The following is a 17,366-nucleotide window of genomic DNA, read 5'->3' on the forward strand; positions in this document are numbered from 1 at the left end:
GTTGCCACGCGTGGACTCCCTACCCACGAACACGGAACTGATGACGAACATGACAACCCATTTTCTTCCCTTGGACGTCCTCCGGCAGGAGTTTCCGGCCACTAAGAGCACCATTTACATGGATGTTGCAAATCAAGGGCTCATATCCAGAACGACCCGCACGTCTATGGATCAGCATCTCGACAATAGATTGAATGGCCTGAATGACGAAGAAGGAATGATGGAACTTGTCGAGCGGACACGTTCCAGGTTCGCTCAATTCATTGGCGCTGAGAAAGATGAAATCGCCGTCACGAAGAACGCATCGGAAGGCATCAATATAATTGGAAACTCGTTTGCTTGGTTACCCGGAGACAACGTTGTCCTGTGTCGGGAATTAGAGCATGCTAACAACATCTTGCCTTGGCTCCAACTCAGGGACAGATACCGAATTGAACTTCGGGTGGTAGAAGCTGATAGCGGCGCAATTCCGTGCGATGCTCTTGCCAAGGCCATCGACGCTCGCACTCGTATTGTCACATTATCGACAGTCACAATGGTCCCAGGCTTCAAGACAGCGATGGAGCCGATTGCCCGAGCTTGCAAGCGGGTTGGCGCTTTTCTTTTGGCAGACGCGTCCCAATCAGTTGGCATACTCCACACTGATGTTACTCGGCTTGGCGTCGACGGTTTGGTCGCATCATCTTACAAAGGGTTAATGGGTCTATATGGGTTGGGATTTCTGTATTGCCGCCAAGAATGGGCTGATCGCCTAAGCCCCGCCTACCTCGCCCGCTTTAGTGTCGATCTCGGGAACGCACCAGAATCGGCTCCCATATTCGATACTGTAAAACTGCGCCCCGGCGCGCCTCGTTTCGAAATTGGGCATTACAATTTTCCAGGCGTAATAGCGGCCTACGCATCGATGGGCCAGCTGCTAGAAATCGGCACGCCGGCCATTGAACGAAGCGTTTCATCGGTTGCAAGGCGACTGGTTTCGGGCCTGCTAGACCTCGGGCTACCCGTGTGCGGAGGGGCGCCCGGGGATCACACCGGAAGTATTATTGCTCTTGGAGAACTAGCAGCGCTTGCTGGTTCTCGCGACGCCGATAACCGCATTCATTCGCTGCACGAGCATCTGTCGAACAACAAAGTGATTGTCTCAGTGCGCCGGGGCATGCTGCGCTTCTCACTTCATCTATACAACACCGCAGACGACGCTGACCAGGTCGTCAGCTTGGCCAAAGATTGGCTGGCGTAGCCGAAACCCAAATTTTGAGAATAGGAGTACCTATGCCGTCTATCAGCACACAGGCCGTCGAGCTCCTCCAGCAACTCGTGAGGATTGAGAGCATCAACCCGTCAGCGTCAGCACAGGGGAGCGGGGAAAAAAAGGTCGCCGAGTTTCTCGAGGCCTTTTGCCGAGAGCGCAATCTACCCTATGAATATCAGGAAGTGACCGACGGCCGCTCGAACTTTTTTACTTGGGTCCCAGGGCAGGACCCCACTAAGCGCGTTTTGTTCATTTCCCATATGGACACAGTGCCCGTTGATAACTGGACGGTGGACCCTTTTTCTCCGGAAGAAAGAGAAGGAAGGATATATGGCCGAGGAAGTTGTGACGACAAGGGCCCGTTGGCAGCGATGTTGATCGCTCTCAGCACCCTCGGAGAGCGAAAGCCCAGAGTCACGATCGTCCTGGCCGCAAGCGTGGACGAGGAGTACCGCAAGAAAGGAGCGCGAGCAATTGCCCAATCAGGTGTTGCATACGATGCAGCCATAGTCGGTGAGCCCACAGACCTAGAGCTTGTCGTCGCACATAAGGGTTCGGTTCGCTGGCAGGTTGAAGTGGAGGGTGTGCCCGCTCATAGCTCCAAGCCTCATCTTGGAGTCAATGCGATTACAGGAATGGCCAAGGTCATATTGGCGATCGACAAAAGCAATGAGACGTTGTCGCAACGTGTGCATCCGTTGGTAGGCCCTCCGACTCTCACAGTTACTCTCATTGAAGGAGGGGCAGAGTTGGCGACTGTACCGCCATCGTGCCGCGTCTGGATCGACAGACGACTCACGCCTGGAGAGCGACCGGAGGACGCACTTCAGGAAGTTGAGAACATACTGGAAAAGCTGCGCCAAGGCGCGGATAAGATCAAGGTGCGCTCATTGCTACCTGCTTTGGAAGATCCTGCGCCCCCTAGCGCGGAGGCAACGAAAATTGCCGCGGTGTCGGCCAAGGCGTGTGCTGAAGTTGCCGGGACGGGCAAGCACGTCGGGGTGCCGTATGGTACCGATGCAAGCCAGCTCTCGTTGGCGGGAATTCCCTGCGTAATTCTCGGCCCTGGAAGTATCGATCAGGCCCATACAACCAATGAGTTCGTGGAAATTGAGCAGCTAACCAAAGCGGTCGAAATCTACCAAAAGATCATGCTGAGCTATTAGGTCATCTTTCTGACGCTCTTCCTTTATTTGTGAACCTCGCAGGTAGTGTTCATAGGTTTAAATATCGTGCCGCATCGTAGCGACCTTCCTTTGCGGAAAGATCGTGCTCGTTCCAGGCCTACAATGGCTTTGTCCGGGTTGGGAATTGGGCCGTCGCGCATCGCGTGCCCTCTCGCCACCGGGCATACGCCGCAATTGTGGGCGAGAGGGTTAAACGGTCCGGGAGGATGGGCGGACAAGGTCGGCGCATTCTCGCACGGTTGCGATTGGGCTGGTCGCCAAGGCTGTTCACTTAGTCTAGAATTTCAGCGCGGCATTTCTCCCTCGCGGGGCTGCCGACCTATGAGAGCTTCTGCGGGTTCAACAAGCGACTCAAAGGCGATTCCATGCAAGATCTTCTGATATTTTCAATCGCTGTGGGCCATGGAGCTTCGCAGCCGACCATCCTGAACCCACGCTAGAGCTGAACATCGAGAAGATTGCTCACGGGGATGCAGGCCGAGGGCCAATTCTTCCCCAAGACGATCGGCGATCTCAAACCTGTTCTGGAAAACGCCGCGGAGTTCGGAGTTCATCACATCAACCTTCAGCCAGATGTACGGCCGCGTCGCATCCAAGAGTGCGTGCCGCTCCTTGAAGGTTGTCGTCGTCTTGCCGACGAAGCGGGGATTCAGGTCTATATCGAGACCCACCGTGACCGGATGACCACCGATCTTCTCTTCACCCTGGACCTACTCGACTGCTTTCCGGATCTCAGGCTGTTTGGTGACATCTCGCATTTCGTCGTCGGACGAGAATTTCCATGGCCCATCGCCGATGATCACCATGAGCAAATTGATCGAATTCTCGACAATTCCTGGGCCTTCCACGGCCGCGTTGCGACCCGCGAGCAGGTGCAGATCGAAATCACCTACCCTCAACACAAAATGTGTGTCGATCAGTTCCTCCATTGGTGGGAATACGCATTCCGGAGCTGGCGAAAACGGGCCGGAGAAAACGACACCGTGGCGTTTACCTGTTAGCTTGGTCCGAAGCCCTATGCCATTACGGGATCGGATGGCGAGGACACAATTGACCGCTGGAAAGAGGCGTTAGCCCTGAAAAAGCAAATCGCCCGGGTTTGGCGCAAAAGACTTCTGCAACATGAGCATAAGGGAGCCTCCCATCGGCGTTCGCGCGGCCGCCAAGGGCCAGGGAAGTGCTGGGCGTATTACCGGCGACCGGCACCTTCTCGGAAGTCGACCGGAAGGCCTTGGCCCGGCCATTCTCGGCCATGAAGGCGCGAGCATCGTCGTCGACATTGACCCGGGCTTGATCAGCGTGAAGAAGGGCGATCACGTCATTTCGCTCGATACGCGCCGCAATGCCGCTGCTGCCAGCCCTGCCTCAGACCAAATCTCTGCATCGCGATTCGCGCGACCCGGGGCCTGCGGCCTGCGCCTGGTGCCCGACGGACAACAGGCGCCTTCTCGATCGACGAGGACAGATCCATCACATATAGCTTGCTCGACCTTTCACGCCGTGCTGTCCGAGATCGCCGTCGCCGAGGTGCGCGGCAACACGACCAGAAGAAGTAATAAGTGCCGTTTCTGGATCAGAGCGCAAAAAGTCTTCCGAAGCCATCGATCGGCTTAGAATATCCAGCAAGTCGCAGGGAGTGCCAATACAGAGCCTGCACCGCCGTTATTACCGGCTTTCCGAGTCTACGCTCGATCTCGGCAACCACATCTACGGCGCGCAGCGCTGTGCACGAGATGAACAGTGCGTCCGCATCATGCGTGTCCATTGCCAAGGCGGCACGTAAGAGTGCCTCCGGAGGAACTCGCGTCATCAGTTCGCATTCCACAATTTTGAAGCTTGCAAATGAGGTGATTTCCTTATCTGCGGCTTCAAGACTCCTCGCGATCATTTCGTTGACCTCGTCGGTGTAAGGCGTCAAAACCGCAACACGCTTCGATCCGAATGCGTTCAGTGCCTCGATCGATGCGGTCAACGGCGTCGTGCAGGCTATCCCGGGTCGAACCGATTGAATCAGTTGCCTGACTTTGTCAAATCCAAGCACCGCAGTGCCAGAGGTGCATGAGTACGCCACCACATCCAGCCGGCCCTCTGGAATAAGCAACGAGGTCGCATCGGCAATTTGAGCGCCCATCTTAGGTAACGATTCGAGCGAGCAATCCGGATCACTATGCAGACGACTTGTAAAAACCGTGACGTCATCCGATGGACGCATATTCATAAAGTCACGTTCTGTCGTATAATCGTTTGATAGCGCAATAAGCCCAATTCGATGAATTCCGGGGCCCTGATCATAGGCTCCTGACATTTTAACTTCCGTAAATACTCTTTCACTGGCGATCTTATTCATGCTCAATGTCCTCGTTATGGCCAACGTACAGCTTCGAGTCGCGTTGATCAGTTGGTTTACAGCAAACCCTTGCGGCACTCGTCAAAGGCTGGATAGTCTCCGCTTCGAATGGCTCACGCCTTGGCATCTCAATCCTCGACAAGCTATGAACTAACTGCTCTTCCGTCTTGGGGTGGCCATCCTTGAAAGCCAGAACGAGGGTCTTAGAACACGAGGACATCCGATGCCGAGAAAAGAGCAACAACAGGCTGCCCAGAGACCAGTTCTGGAACTCTCCCGAAATTCTTACGGATTGCGAGTAACCGGACCTTGCCTTGCAGTTCGATGACCACGTGCACGTCGGCGCCAAGGGGCGCAACATCGATCACAACACCGGCCAGGACATTTGAATCGGCGCCTTCTGCCACCTTAGCCGCGGCGCCATCAATGATTTCGATATTTTCCGGTCTAACGCAAAGGTCGGCGCTGTCTCGCTTTTCGGACGGAGTTGACCTCGCCCGGATTTCGAGCCCTTCTCCGGTGACGTAGGAGCTAACGCCACCCGAACCGCCACGCCTCAATCCACTGAACCAGTTGGACCTTCCGACGAACTGGGCGACGAACTTGTCAGCGGGCGTGTCGTAGACCTGAGTAGGCGACCCCCGCTGCACAATCCTTCCCGCATGCATGATGACGACCTCATCACTCAAACTGAGAGCTTCTTCTTGGTCGTGAGTGACGACGATCGTCGTCGCGCCGACCGATCTGAGGATTTCCTTCAGCTCGATGCGCAGTTCCAGTCGGAGCTTAGCGTCAAGCGCCGACAAAGGTTCGTCGAGAAGGACGATTTGCGGATCGATCGCGAGCGCTCGGGCCAGTGCCACACGCTGCTGTTGGCCACCACTTAGTTCCCGCGGGTACCTCCTTTCCATGCCGGTCAATTGCACGAGCGAAAGCATCTTGTCCACGCGAGAAGGTATGCCCGATGCCTGCGTTCCGCGGTAACGCAACCCGTAAGCGATATTCTGAGCGACCGTCATATGGGGAAAGAGAGCGTAGTCCTGGAAAAGCAGGCCGACATTGCGCTCATAAGGTTTGAGGCGGCTAACGTCCTTGCCGCCGATTTTCAGGGAACCGCTATCGTTCGACGTAAAGCCCGCTATTATGCGCAGAGTAGTCGTCTTTCCGCAGCCGCTTGGCCCCAACAGAGAGATCACGCGCCCACGCTCTACATCCAGGGAAACATCATCGACCGCTACCAGCGGTCCATACTTTTTGGTGATGTTTTTCAGTTCGAGAACATTCATAAGATTACGCCCTATATGTACCCTGGCCGATTACTCTCTCCAGACCGATGACGCGGTCGAGAGCAAACAACACGATTATGATAAGCCCCATTAGTACCACTGCGGCCGCGGCGAGAGTAAGATCAAATTGCGATCTCATCATAGTAAGGAGCGCTACTGGCAACGTATAGGTTTTGAAATTGCTCAGAAAGATACTGATCGTCAGTTCGTCCATCGATAAGGCAAATGCGAAAATTGCCCCTGCCGCAATGCCGTTCTTGGCAAGCGGCAACGTGATCGTGAAGAATGTCTGCCGCTCATTAGCGCCGAGATTCAAGGCCGCCTCCCGAAGCGTTTCGCTTATCCCCGCAAGCCCGGTTAGTGTCATCCTGATCGTAAATGGCAGGGAGATGATCAGATGACCGGCCAGCAGTTGTGGAAACGGCGGCAGCCAGACAAAAGTGGACAGGAACATGAGTAGTCCGAAACCAAGAACGACCCCTGGCAAAAGGAGAGGCGACATGAATGCCGTGGAGACCAAATCGCGCCGCCGAGGTGGCATCCGGTTTATTGCAAGCGCCGCCAATGCTCCCATCACGGTTGCAAGCACGGTTGTTGCAATCGCCAGCTGCAGACTTGTTACCAGGCCAGACCACAAATAGTCGTTCTTCCAAAATCTGACATACCATTGCCCAGACAGGCTCGTCGGCGGAAACTGGCCAATGTAGTTGCGGGAGTCGAACGACGTGAGGATAGTTACGATTACCGGCAGCATCAGAAACAATGCCGATACCAGCATAATAACCTTTAGTAGAAAGGTCATCGCTAAATCCATGTTTCTTCTGCTAATCATTTGTTCAGGTCCGGTCAAGCAATGTTGTCAATCTGGACAGAATAAAAATTAGTAGCGCCGAAAGAACCATCATGACTATAGAGATCGCCGCCCCGCTCTGGTAATTGGCGACTTCACTGAAGCGGCTATAAATGAGATTCGAAATGAATACTACCCGCCCACGTCCAAGTATCCAAGGTATGACAAAAGCACTTACACCAAATGTCATTGACACCAGGAATGCCGAGACTAATCCTTTAATGCACATGGGTATTGTTACTGTTAGATGGGACTCCAGTTTCGACGCTCCCAGGGACTGAGCAGCTTCCGTCAAGCGCGGATTGAGACTCAATATCGGGTCCATCAGAATCAAGATCGACAACGGTATCTCGTAGTGAAGCAATCCCGCGACGATGACAAAGTTGGTGTAGGCGTTGCCATTAATGTTGACCCCCAGGAATGCGGTGATCGGCGCAAGCATGCCAACGGAGCCGAACGTCAATTGAATTGCAAAGATCCTGACGAGTCCACTCAGGAACAACAGACCGATAAGTGCGGCTATCCACGCCTGTCGTACTCGGGGGGAAGCGTTCCTCGCAATGTGGTAAGCTATTGGAAAGCCAACCAGAATGGCAAGCGCGGCCCCGCAGAACGACAGGAAATATGTTTGAATGAAATAGCGGGCATAGGCTGGGTGGAGAAGTTCCGTATAGTTTTTTACGGTAAGCGGAACCCCCTCCACCCCTCCAATGCGACCGGGTACGTATGCCCGAAAGCTCTCCTCGAGAACCAGTAACACCGGGAACACAAGAAAAAGCAGAAATACAGCCACCGCAGGAAGCAGTAGCATTAGGCTTACTCTCGTACGGATCACTAGTTCTCTCCAGCAGATATCCCGCCCAGCCTTAGGCGCTTTCAGCTCAAAGCAGAGGGACGATTTCCTGTTCCCAGCGCTGCATCCAGGCATTGGACTGTTCGGAGAGGTAGCTCCAATCCGGTAGGTAGGCGTATCGATCCGTCTCTTCGTTGTTGAGCGCGAAGGGCTTCATAATGTCGGATACCTTCGACTTGACGTTGGCAGGCACACCGCCGCTAATCCGATTCAACTCTTCGTCGTTCTCAGGGTTGATGGCAAAGTTCGCAAACTTGAACGCGGCGTCCGTGTTCCCGCCTTTCAGAACGCACCAGCCCTCGTCGAAGATAAATGTTAAGAAACCGGTCTGCCGTTCCATCTTAGTCAGATATCGGATCTTGAAGTCGGAAGACATTGCCACAACAGCACTGCTGGCCTGAATGGTAACGCTAGTTTCGCCAGAGGTGATGGAGTTCTGAATATCGATATCCGAATTCGCGACGCGTCCGATATTTCCGCTGCTCGCCAATTTTTTAATGAAATCCCAGGCGGGCTCCATATTGCGTTCGTCGCCTCCTTTGTGCAGGGCCATTGACACCATTTGGAGGTTGCCGCCCAACGTAGGGACTGGAAAACAAATCTTGCCCTTTAGTCGGGGGTCCAAAAGGTCATCGAGATTGGCTAACTGGAAGGGAGTAGTGTCTTCTCGATAGTACCATATGGTACTACTTGTTTTGCGAGGGATGTTTATAATGTTGCCCGCTTTATCCTTGTAGAGTAACTTTTGCGGAATGTCGGCGAGATTCGGCACTTTTTCCAGGGTGATCGGCTCCGCCCACCCCTCGTCGGCGATAGTCTTCCACATGCCGGTCCATCCTGCCACAAGGTCTATGCCAGGTTTTGGCCAGCGAGCTTTGATGATTGGCAGAATTGTGGCGCCTCCGCCGGTATAAAGTTGCCAATTGATATCGACAGACGATTGCTTGCTTGCAACCGCTTTCACGGAGTCTACATAGACCCCGCCCCATTCGGTGGCAGTGATGGTCTCCGCGGCTTGGCCTCTACCGGGGCCTGCAAGCCACATGCCAGTGCCGACAGCCGCAGTGGAAGCGGCGGTTTTGAGAAATTCACGTCGCGTGGCCTTAAACATGACTGTTCCCCATTTTGGTACGCATTCAGCGTAATTTTTCTGCATTTTCATGATACCATCGGCGCGAGGCTTTTAGCGTCGAATTTTGCCTGAACCACGACCGTCTTATGCGTATGGCGGGGACAGTCTGGCGAAATTCTGCGCACTAACATCGATTCCATTGGCCGCGCGGCAACGAACTCCGTTGTTCACTTATGTACAATGGACCACTGGCAGTGGCTTGCAGGGCTGCTTTTGACATTGAGACGTCGACAACGGATGTCTGCCGCATGCAGCCTCCCTCGAGGTGCAGCACCTGTAGCTCGTTGGGTTCTTTGACATTGATGATCGGCTGGCTCGGCTGAGCGGGGCTCGGCCAACTGGGAGCCTTTTCTCATACCCTTCGATTTCGGTTTGTTCGGGCGGGACCGCGGGTAGCTCATTGCTAAATGCGGCGGCACCCGTGCCGCTCGCTCGCCCTTGGATCTGGTGCTGATATCCAAGATCTCAGACGACCAACACGATGACTGACGGGCGCACTGCCTGATCAACGGACGGCTTTCCTTATGAACGCCGCCTGAAAAGGTGACCGCGAATGCAGCCGACGAGGTCGCCGGTCGAGTTCTAGGCAATCTGCCACCTTGGTAACCGCTGTTTTTAGGCCACGGCCTTGAGTGGCGCAGGGGTGTAGGCCCAGGGCAGCAGGTCGTCGAGCTGGCTTTGTGGATGGCCGGCAACGATGCGGGCGATGACGTCAGCGAGGTAAGCGTACGGGTCGACGCCGTTGAGCTTCGCGGTTTCTATGAGCGAGGCGATGGTCGCCCAGTGCTCGCCACCGCCGTCGGAACCGGCGAAGAGCGCATTCTTTCGATTGAGGGCGATTGGCCTTGTCGAACGTTCGACCACGTTGGAGTCGATCTCGACCCGGCCATCGTCGAGGAAGCGACCAAGTCCGGCCCAGCGCGAGAGCGGGTAGCGGATTGCTTCGGCGAGCTTGCTCTTCTGGCTGACCAGCGCGAGTTTCCCGCGCAGCCACGGCTCGAGGGCGTCGATGATGGGTCGGCTTCTCTCCTGGCGCGCGGTGCGCCGCTCTTCGGGCGAGCGGCCTCGTATCTCGCTCTCGATCTTGTAGAGCTCGGCGATGCGCTGGAGCGCCTCTGTCGCGATCGGCGCGGGTCCGGACTGGGCCAGTTCGTAGAAGCGGCGACGGACATGGGCCCAGCAGAAGGCCAGACTGACGGCATTACGCTCGGCCAGCGCCCGGTATCCGGCGTAGCCGTCGACTTGGAGGATTCCGACGAAGTCGCGCAGATGCCGCAGTGGCTGCTCGGCCTTTCGGTCCGGCGCATAGAGATAGGCGACGCCGGGCGGATCGATCCCGCCCCAGGGGCGATCGTCGCGAGCATAAGCGAACAGCTGGCCCGTCTTGGTGCGGCCGCGCCCAGGATCGAGCACCGGCGCCGTGGTCTCGTCGGCGAAGAGCTTGCCGGACGCCTTCAGCCGCTCAAACAGCCGCTCGTGGATCGGCCGGAGCAGGAAGGCCGCCTTGCCAACCCAGTCGGCGAGCGTGGACCGATCAAGATTGATGCCCTGGCGCGCGTAGATCTGGGACTGGCGATACAGGGGAAGATGGTCGGCGTACTTGGCCACCAGCACATGAGCGACAGTCGCTTCGGTTGGGATGCCGCCCTCGACGAGCCGCGACGGAGCCGGCGCCTGCACTACAATCTCCTCGCAGCTCCGACAGGCATACTTCGGCCGGCGCGTGACGATCACGCGGAACTGCGCCGGCACGATGTCGAGGCGCTCGGAACGATCCTCGCCCATGACGTGCAGTATCCCCTTGCAGCACGGGCAGACATTGTCGGGGATGTCGATGACCTGCTCGATACGCGGCAGGTGCGCGGGCAGTGAACCGCGGTTGGCGCGGCGCTTCCTGGCGCGAGCCTCCCGCTTGGCAGGATCGGCGGCGTCCTGCGCCGCGAAGCCCTCGGCCTCGACCTGCTCGGCCTCTTCAAGGCCCAGCAGCAGCTGGTCAACGGGCAGGCTCTCTGCCCTGCGGCCGAAGCGGTGACGTTGCAGCTCCTTGATGATCTGACGCAGCCGCTCGTTCTCGGCGCGCTCCGCCGCCAGCATCGCCTGAAGGGCGATCGGATCGTTGGTCTGAGGCTCGGCCGGGTTGCTCACAAGGCCGATTCAATCATGCATTCCAATGCTTTGCCAGCGTCTCTGGCCACCCATGGAATCAACTTGCCGCGACCGGCACGCGCGTCTCGCGGGCGTCATGCACGCGCCGCCAATTCAACCCTTCCAGGAGCGCCTGCAATTGCGCCGCCGACAACCTCACTACGCCATCGGTGATGGCAGGCCAGCAGAACTTCCCGTCCTCCAGACGCTTCGCCAGCAGGCACACGCCGGTGCCGTCGAAGTACACCAGCTTGACCCGGTCGGCGCGCTTGGCCCTGAAGACGTAGACCGCGCCAGAATGCGGTTATGTGGCGCGCCACATAATGCAGAGCGTTTTTAGCTTGGCGTCGCGCTGAAAGGCGGGTTGCGAGAGTGCGCTGGGGTGGATCGCGGCGCTGAGCTAAAAACGTGTTGGACTAAGCCGCCGGCGCGGGTGGCCGCTATGGGTTTTCAATTGGGGCCGCACCCATGAACAGGCATCGCGTGGCGGTGCGGATGCGGTCGCGGACGCGGCGATTGAGGCGTGGCGTGCGCTGAAAGCGGCACGGATACCGGTTCCGGCATGTGAGGATCGGCGCCGCGCCCTGCCTGGAAGAGGTTGCCGGTGATGACGGCGCACACTTTTGCGGGACCGGCTCAGTTTGGCTTCCGAGCGGGCCGGCGCGATGCTGATGACAAGGAAGGCGACGCCCCTGCTTCATGACGTGTCCTGGTATGGCGGGCGTCCGGTGACGCCGTCGAATGTTTCGATGATGATCATCTGCCCGCGATGGCACGCCGGGCATTGCCTGAGGGAATGCCCGGCGAGGTGCTCGTAGCGGTCGCGGTAGTCCTTTACGGGTCGGCTGTCCGACGCCTCGGGAACCGGCATGCCGAGCAGGTCGCGGCAGTGGGCGAGCTTTTCCGCCCGGTGGCGATTGCCGAGGAAGCCGTAATAGCGGATGCGATGAAAGCCCTCGGGCAGGACGTGTAGCAGGAAGCGGCGGATGAACTCGTCGGCCGCGACCGTCATGACCTTCTGCCGACTGCTTTGCCGATAGTCCTTCCAGCGAAAGGCGACTTTGCCATCCTCGATGGCGACGAGGCGATTGTTGGAAATGGCGACGCGGTGGGTATAGCGGCCGACGTAGTCGAGAACCTGTTCGGGTCCGGCGAATGGCGGCTTGGCATAGATGACCCACTCGGCCTTTCGTAGCGGCGCCAAATAGCGCCGGAAGGCATTGCGCGCGCTCAAGGCCTGCAAGTCAGAGAAGAACTTCAACTGGCCGGCGTCGAAGGCTTTCGCAAGATGCTCCAGGAACAATCGTCGGAACAGGCGCGAGAGCACCCGGACGGGCAAGAAGAAGCCGGGCTTGCAGGCAATCCATCGATGGCCGTCGCGAGACAAGCCTCCGCCGGTGACAACGCAGTGCAGATGCGGATGATGAAGCAGGTTTTGGCCCCAGGTGTGCAACACGGCGAAGAAGCCGATCTCGGCGCCCAGGTGCTTGGGATCGGCGGCGATGGTGCGCATGGTCTCGGCGGTGGCGCGGAAGAGAAGACTGTAGACGAGTGCCTTGTTCTGATAGGCAATGGCGGCAATGGGCTCCGGCAGCGTGAAGACGACGTGAAAGTATTGTGTGTCGAGAAGCTCGGCGCGACGATCCTCCAGCCATTGTGCGCGGGCCAGCGATTGGCAGCGGGGGCAATGCCTGTCGCGGCAGCTGTTGAAGGCGATGCGCCGGTGGCCGCATTGATCGCATGCTTCGACGTGCCCGCCGAGCGCGGCGGTCCGGCACAGTTCAATCGCCGTCATGACACGGCGCTGGGCGGTCGACAGCGACGCATCATGCTGTGCGCGATAGGCTTCGCCGTAGCAGCGGAAGATATCCGCCACCTCCGGCCCCGAGCGGGCCATTGCCGCGCCGCTCAGAAGTATTGCGGCTTGGCGGGCGGCGGCACGGTGGGCGCCGGACGCGGCAAGAGCTCGAAGGGGCTCGATGTGGCGCAGACTTTGTTGGTGGCAATCCGCAGGTAATGGGCGGTGGTCGCGAGGCTGCGGTGACCGAGCAGCAGTTGAATGGTCCGCACGTCGGCGCCGGCCTCCAACAGATGGACGGCGAAGGCATGCCTCAAACTGTGTGGCGTGAGCGGTTTGGACAATCCGGAGAGGTCGCGCGCTTTCGCGCAGGCTTGTCCCACCGCATCCCTGGTGATCGGCTGGCCGGCGCGATCGCCGGGGAAGAGCCACACCTTTGGCCGCCGCATCTTCCAATAGTTGCGCAGTATCTCCAGCAGCTTGGGCGACAGCATCACGTAGCGGTCCTTCTGGCCTTTGCCCTGCTCGACGCGGATGACCATTCTCTGGCTGTCGATGCCCGTGGGCTTCAGCTGAACCGCTTCCGAGATGCGCAAGCCGGCGGCATAGCAAGTGGTCAGTATGGCGTGGTGTTTGACGTCGAGGACGCAACCGAGGAACCGCTGAACTTCCTCGGGGCTGAGGATGATCGGCAGCTTCTGCGGCTTCTTGGGAAGCGGCAGGACCTCTTCAGGCGCCCAATCCCTCTCGAGCGTCACCTTGTAGAGAAAGCGCAGCGCCGCAATGGCGGTGTGGATCGAGCCGGGCGACAGCTTCTTCTCGTTGGTCAGATAGACCTGATAGGTCCGAATATCCTCTCGCCCGAGCAAGTCCGGCGACTTGCCGAAGTGACGCGCAAACAGCGAGACCTGCTGAAGGTAGGAGAGCTGGGTGTTGAGCGCGAGGTTGCGCACCTCCATGTCCTCGCTCATACGCTGGCGAAGTTGGGTCATGACAAACTCCTTTGTCCGATGGAATGGGCTGCAAGCAGCCACTCCATGCTGACGCAGTCGGAGCTTGTTGTGGACACATGACCAGCGCGACAGACGACCCGATCAACACCACGCCGGCGGCACACCCTCCTTGCCGCTCCGCAATCGCGGAGCGGGTTAGTCCAACCGTTCTTATGTGTCGGGCGAGATTATGTGGCGGAGCCGCCCTGACCCCTTTCGGGCCGGCCAAACCCAGCTTGCCTCCGCCACATAATATTCAGATGGAGTTCAGCAGTTGCAGAACGGCATCGGTGGGCCGGAAGCGCGCCCCGTAATTGCCCTCGATGCCCGCCTTCTCGAGTCCATTGCGCATCATCTCGACATCCGCTGTGGCATAGCGGTGGGTCGTGGCGACCTGTGCGTGCCCGAGCCAGGCTTGGATCGTCAAAAGGTCCACGCCGGACTGAAGAAGCTTCATGGCGAGGGAGTGCCGGAAGATGTGCGGCGATATGGGCTTGTCGGCCAAGGCCGGCTTGGTAGGCACGGCCTCGGTGGCCGCACGCCGCACGATATGGGTCGCTCCGAAACGAGTCAGACGCTCGTTGCGGGCGCCGACGAATATCGGTCGCGGCTCGTGATGGGCGATCCCGCGCTCGCTCAACAAGGATGTCAGCGCCCGCGCCAGGTCCTTAGCAATGGGGACGACGCGGTCTCTGCGCCCCTTGCCGCGCAGCAGCACTTGTGGGTGCGGCCGCTCCAACTGAAGGTCGTTTGCGTTGACGCCGGTGGCTTCGGAGACCCGGGCGCCGGTCCGTGCCAAGAAGAGCAGAAAGGCTCGGTCGCGCCGACCACGGGGCGTCTTTGGATCGGGCGCCGCGATGAGGGTGTCCACTTCGGCCTTGGTGAGGTGGTACGTCACCTCAATGTGCGTCCGTTTAATGGGAATCGTCAGCACGCGTTGGGCGACGCCGAAGGACGCCGGGTCGGCGGCAGCGACGTGGTGGAAGAAAGATCGGATCGCGGCCAAGCGGGCGTTGCGCGTGGTGACGGAATTGTTCCGCTTCTCCTCGAGTTCGTCGAGAAAAGCGAGAACGAGGTCTCGATCAAGCTCTTCGAGCGCCAAGGCGGCGGGCTTCTTCCGCAATCGGGCGGCGGCAAAGAGGATCAGCATGCGCAAGGCGTCCCGATAGCTGGCCACGGTCGCGGGAGTCGCGTTCCGCTGCTTGGTCAGGCGCCGGCGGAAATACGACTCCAGGAGCGGCGCTAGGAGCAGGTCTTCGCTCATGCTGCGCCTCCATCGAGGGCGGCACGCTCAGCCGCGATGGCGAGGAGTTCCGCCGAGCCCGTGAGGTAGTAGGCCGTGTCGCTGTAACTGGCGTGGCCGAGATATGTGGCGAGCAACGGGAGCAACGCCTGAACGTCTGCGCGCTGCTGATGCCAGAGGCCGAGACGGGTCACGGCGAACCGGTGCCTGAGATCGTGTGGCCTTAATGGCTTGCCGCCATCGAGACCAGCAAGCTTGCGGGCCTCGGCAAAGCCGTTTTGCAGGCCCGTCGCCGAGAGGCGATTGCCACGAGAGCTGAGGAAAAAGGCCTGGTCCTTGGGCATGGGAAAAGCGGCATCCGCTCATGGACGTAGCTACGAAGGGCAGCCTGGGTCGTCGTGTGAACTGGAACGAGACGGTCCTTGCGGAACTTCGTCTTCCGAATGACGAGAATCCCGTTGGCCAGATCAACGTCGGAACGATCAAGTCTGACCACTTCGCCTGATCGCAGCCCCGAGCTCGCCAATAATCCGATCAGCGTGGCCATTGTCCGCCCCTTGAGAAGGATTCCCGGCGAGATGCGGCGGCATGCGTCGATGAGTGATGCCAACTCGGCCTCGCTGAGGATTCGCGGAGGCGGAATCGCTCTGGATCTGGGGAAAGCTCTGCGCTCCAAGGCTTCGGTTCGCGCGTCATAGACGGCGAGATACTCGTAAAACCGGCGCAGCACGCCGTGACGAGTGACGCGGCTGTTGGCGGCGCCGCTGAACGACAGGGCGAAATCCAGCGCCAACGTTCGAGTGGCGGGCCCATCGAACTGAGCGCGCTCAACGTACCTCACGAAAGCCCGCAATGTGCCGGCTTGCTTGCTGAAGGCATAGCCGAGGGAGTGGCGTAGCTCGATGTAACACTCGGCCTTCCCGCGGAGGAATCGGGCAAAGGCGGTCATGCCACGCCTCCCGGAAAGGGGAGTGCGACCTCGGCAAGTTGCGAGGTCGCGACCTTTACGTACAGCGCCGTTGTATTGATGCTGCGGTGTCCCAGGAGATCGGCGACCTCGTTGATCGGCCTTCGCTGCTTGACGAGCTGGGTGGCGAGACTGTGGCGCAGGAGATGCGCACCTGCGACCTGCCCGAGTTCAACCCCGCCATGTCGCAACCGCTTCCGCACGATCCTCGAAACAGGCGACGCGCATTTGAACGGTGCCACGGGCGGCGTGAAGGACAGGAACAGATACGGACTATCCACTTTCGGTCGAGCGCGCAGGACGTAGTCGGCGAGCGCAGCGCCAGTCTCCTCGAGCAGCGGCGCCACCCGATCCCGCTTGCCCTTGGTGCGCCGGACACAAACCTCGCCAGCACGCCAGTCGATATCCTGCAGCTGAATGGCGCGTAGCTCACCGTTGCGAATGCCCGTGGTGGCGAGTAGCAGCAGGACGGCTCGATCGCGGATGTCGACCGGCGTCGTTGCACCGATCGCATCGATTGCCCGCCGAACGTCATCCCAGGCAAGGCGCGGCGGCAAATGCGCCAAACGCCAATGAGGCGTCCTTGGGACGACGCGGTCGAGATCCTGATCATGGTGGCCAGCCCAACATAAAAACTGAAGAAATGTTCGGATGTGAGAGGTCGCTGCCGTGCGGGTGCCGGTGGTCGCCGATAGCGACAGCCGATGCTCGACAGCAGCGAGTACGTGCTCAGCCGTCAACGCCTCGAGGTCTTGACCGGGATGGTGATGGCGGAACCAATCCAGAAAGCGGCGGCCTCCCAGAAGAACGCCTTCGCGGGTCTTCGGCTCAAGTCCTCGCACCTTGCGCAAATAGTCGGAAAATGAGGTCAGAAGCGGAGTATCCGGATCATCATCTACCTTGGGAGGGGAAGCAATGAAGCGCTCCGGAGCCACTCGCCGTGCATGTCCCAGCGCCGATGCTGCCCCAATGCGTGGAGAATCCGTAGTAAACGTGCATAAATAGCTGTCGACGACATCTTGATGGATCGGCATCCGACCACAGCGCGTTGCGGCAAACCGGCTAAAGCGCGCAATCCGGCTCAGGTAAATCTTGGCGGACGCTCGCTTATAACCGAGGGTGAAAAAATGCTCCGCGAGGCGATCCATCTCGCCACCGAGTGCACCGCTACGCAGGCGCTTGAGCACCCCACAATAGGAAAAATAGAACTCGAGCATTCTGCCCCTCCGGCGTTGTGGCACAGGGGAATCCCGCGCCATGAGAGAGGCATGAAATATTATGTGGCGAAGGCAAGCTGGGTTTGGCCGGCCCGAA

General features: G+C 58.7%; 16 protein-coding genes and 1 pseudogene. 4 read left to right on the forward strand and 13 right to left on the reverse strand.

Annotated elements, in window-relative coordinates; all coding sequences use genetic code 11:
* The first annotated feature begins 40 nt into the window (after positions 1 to 40).
* The 4 genes and pseudogenes from EB233_RS29870 to EB233_RS29885 all read left to right on the forward strand — a co-directional run bounded on the left by EB233_RS29870 (position 41) and on the right by EB233_RS29885 (position 4,053).
* Positions 41 to 1,240: an aminotransferase class V-fold PLP-dependent enzyme gene (locus EB233_RS29870; protein ID WP_064987215.1), complete on the forward strand. Its 1,200-nt coding sequence runs from the start codon at positions 41 to 43 to the stop codon at positions 1,238 to 1,240.
* 32 nt (positions 1,241 to 1,272) lie between these two features.
* Positions 1,273 to 2,418, forward strand: a complete 1,146-nt coding sequence (locus EB233_RS29875; protein WP_064987205.1) for a M20 family metallopeptidase — start codon at positions 1,273 to 1,275, stop codon at positions 2,416 to 2,418.
* 488 nt (positions 2,419 to 2,906) lie between these two features.
* A pseudogene (locus tag EB233_RS29880) lies at positions 2,907 to 3,542 on the forward strand (sugar phosphate isomerase/epimerase); the annotation flags it as partial.
* 19 nt (positions 3,543 to 3,561) lie between these two features.
* On the forward strand, positions 3,562 to 4,053 hold the full coding sequence (locus tag EB233_RS29885) for an MDR/zinc-dependent alcohol dehydrogenase-like family protein (protein WP_171892193.1): 492 nt from the start codon (positions 3,562 to 3,564) through the stop codon (positions 4,051 to 4,053).
* Here the strand turns inward: EB233_RS29885 and EB233_RS29890 are convergent.
* The 13 genes from EB233_RS29890 to EB233_RS29945 form a co-directional block, all read right to left on the reverse strand.
* Entirely contained in the window at positions 4,013 to 4,786 is a 774-nt protein-coding gene (locus EB233_RS29890) for a maleate cis-trans isomerase family protein (protein WP_244277728.1), read from the reverse strand. The two genes, EB233_RS29885 and EB233_RS29890, sit on opposite strands and share 41 nt — an antisense overlap.
* Positions 4,787 to 4,989: 203 nt before the next feature.
* On the reverse strand, positions 4,990 to 6,072 hold the full coding sequence (locus EB233_RS29895; RefSeq protein WP_064987203.1) for an ABC transporter ATP-binding protein: 1,083 nt from the start codon (positions 6,070 to 6,072) through the stop codon (positions 4,990 to 4,992).
* Between the two features lie 4 nt (positions 6,073 to 6,076).
* Positions 6,077 to 6,886 (reverse strand): ABC transporter permease, encoded by an 810-nt coding sequence (locus EB233_RS29900; protein WP_171892274.1) that lies wholly within the window; start codon positions 6,884 to 6,886, stop codon positions 6,077 to 6,079.
* A 22-nt stretch (positions 6,887 to 6,908) separates the two neighbouring features.
* The gene (locus EB233_RS29905) at positions 6,909 to 7,733 is read right to left on the reverse strand and encodes an ABC transporter permease (RefSeq protein ID WP_081288649.1); all 825 of its coding nucleotides are present in this window, start codon (positions 7,731 to 7,733) and stop codon (positions 6,909 to 6,911) included.
* A gap of 70 nt (positions 7,734 to 7,803) precedes the next feature.
* Complete coding sequence (locus EB233_RS29910; protein WP_081288648.1) at positions 7,804 to 8,937, reverse strand: ABC transporter substrate-binding protein; 1,134 nt, start codon at positions 8,935 to 8,937, stop codon at positions 7,804 to 7,806.
* A gap of 585 nt (positions 8,938 to 9,522) precedes the next feature.
* Positions 9,523 to 11,001: an IS66 family transposase gene (tnpC, locus tag EB233_RS29915; protein ID WP_155765406.1), complete on the reverse strand. Its 1,479-nt coding sequence runs from the start codon at positions 10,999 to 11,001 to the stop codon at positions 9,523 to 9,525.
* A gap of 109 nt (positions 11,002 to 11,110) precedes the next feature.
* Positions 11,111 to 11,299, reverse strand: a complete 189-nt coding sequence (gene tnpB, locus EB233_RS29920; protein ID WP_081288647.1) for an IS66 family insertion sequence element accessory protein TnpB — start codon at positions 11,297 to 11,299, stop codon at positions 11,111 to 11,113.
* Positions 11,300 to 11,749: 450 nt separating this feature from the next.
* Positions 11,750 to 12,949, reverse strand: a complete 1,200-nt coding sequence (locus EB233_RS29925) for an IS91 family transposase (protein ID WP_064987200.1) — start codon at positions 12,947 to 12,949, stop codon at positions 11,750 to 11,752.
* 11 nt (positions 12,950 to 12,960) lie between these two features.
* On the reverse strand, positions 12,961 to 13,842 hold the full coding sequence (locus tag EB233_RS29930; RefSeq protein WP_064987199.1) for a tyrosine-type recombinase/integrase: 882 nt from the start codon (positions 13,840 to 13,842) through the stop codon (positions 12,961 to 12,963).
* Between the two features lie 256 nt (positions 13,843 to 14,098).
* Positions 14,099 to 15,106 (reverse strand): tyrosine-type recombinase/integrase, encoded by a 1,008-nt coding sequence (locus EB233_RS29935; RefSeq protein ID WP_064987198.1) that lies wholly within the window; start codon positions 15,104 to 15,106, stop codon positions 14,099 to 14,101.
* Positions 15,103 to 15,369, reverse strand: a complete 267-nt coding sequence (locus EB233_RS32240) for a site-specific integrase (RefSeq protein ID WP_279626493.1) — start codon at positions 15,367 to 15,369, stop codon at positions 15,103 to 15,105. The genes EB233_RS29935 and EB233_RS32240 overlap by 4 nt, the downstream gene beginning before the upstream one ends.
* Positions 15,309 to 16,034: a tyrosine-type recombinase/integrase gene (locus tag EB233_RS29940; protein ID WP_244277729.1), complete on the reverse strand. Its 726-nt coding sequence runs from the start codon at positions 16,032 to 16,034 to the stop codon at positions 15,309 to 15,311. Before EB233_RS29940 ends, EB233_RS32240 begins: the two co-directional genes overlap by 61 nt.
* Positions 16,031 to 17,269 carry a site-specific integrase gene (locus EB233_RS29945; RefSeq protein ID WP_081288646.1) on the reverse strand — a complete coding sequence of 413 codons (1,239 nt, stop codon included), beginning with the start codon at positions 17,267 to 17,269 and terminating at the stop codon, positions 16,031 to 16,033. Before EB233_RS29945 ends, EB233_RS29940 begins: the two co-directional genes overlap by 4 nt.
* Positions 17,270 to 17,366 lie beyond the last annotated feature (97 nt).

It is taken from the genome of Mesorhizobium erdmanii, from assembly GCF_013170725.1.
GTDB lineage: Bacteria > Pseudomonadota > Alphaproteobacteria > Rhizobiales > Rhizobiaceae > Mesorhizobium > Mesorhizobium erdmanii.

Coding starts and splice junctions, on each gene's coding strand:
- EB233_RS29870 (WP_064987215.1), top strand. CDS start 41: ATGACGAACATGACAACCCATTTTCTTCCCTTGGACGTCCTCCGGCAG.
- EB233_RS29885 (WP_171892193.1), top strand. CDS start 3,562: ATGAGCATAAGGGAGCCTCCCATCGGCGTTCGCGCGGCCGCCAAGGGC.
- EB233_RS29895 (WP_064987203.1), bottom strand. CDS start 6,072: ATGAATGTTCTCGAACTGAAAAACATCACCAAAAAGTATGGACCGCTG.
- EB233_RS29890 (WP_244277728.1), bottom strand. CDS start 4,786: ATGAATAAGATCGCCAGTGAAAGAGTATTTACGGAAGTTAAAATGTCA.
- EB233_RS29900 (WP_171892274.1), bottom strand. CDS start 6,886: ATGGATTTAGCGATGACCTTTCTACTAAAGGTTATTATGCTGGTATCG.
- EB233_RS29945 (WP_081288646.1), bottom strand. CDS start 17,269: ATGCTCGAGTTCTATTTTTCCTATTGTGGGGTGCTCAAGCGCCTGCGT.
- EB233_RS29935 (WP_064987198.1), bottom strand. CDS start 15,106: ATGAGCGAAGACCTGCTCCTAGCGCCGCTCCTGGAGTCGTATTTCCGC.
- EB233_RS29925 (WP_064987200.1), bottom strand. CDS start 12,949: ATGGCCCGCTCGGGGCCGGAGGTGGCGGATATCTTCCGCTGCTACGGC.
- EB233_RS29875 (WP_064987205.1), top strand. CDS start 1,273: ATGCCGTCTATCAGCACACAGGCCGTCGAGCTCCTCCAGCAACTCGTG.
- EB233_RS29940 (WP_244277729.1), bottom strand. CDS start 16,034: ATGACCGCCTTTGCCCGATTCCTCCGCGGGAAGGCCGAGTGTTACATC.
- EB233_RS29905 (WP_081288649.1), bottom strand. CDS start 7,733: ATGCTACTGCTTCCTGCGGTGGCTGTATTTCTGCTTTTTCTTGTGTTC.
- tnpC (WP_155765406.1), bottom strand. CDS start 11,001: ATGCTGGCGGCGGAGCGCGCCGAGAACGAGCGGCTGCGTCAGATCATC.
- EB233_RS29910 (WP_081288648.1), bottom strand. CDS start 8,937: ATGAAAATGCAGAAAAATTACGCTGAATGCGTACCAAAATGGGGAACA.
- EB233_RS29930 (WP_064987199.1), bottom strand. CDS start 13,842: ATGACCCAACTTCGCCAGCGTATGAGCGAGGACATGGAGGTGCGCAAC.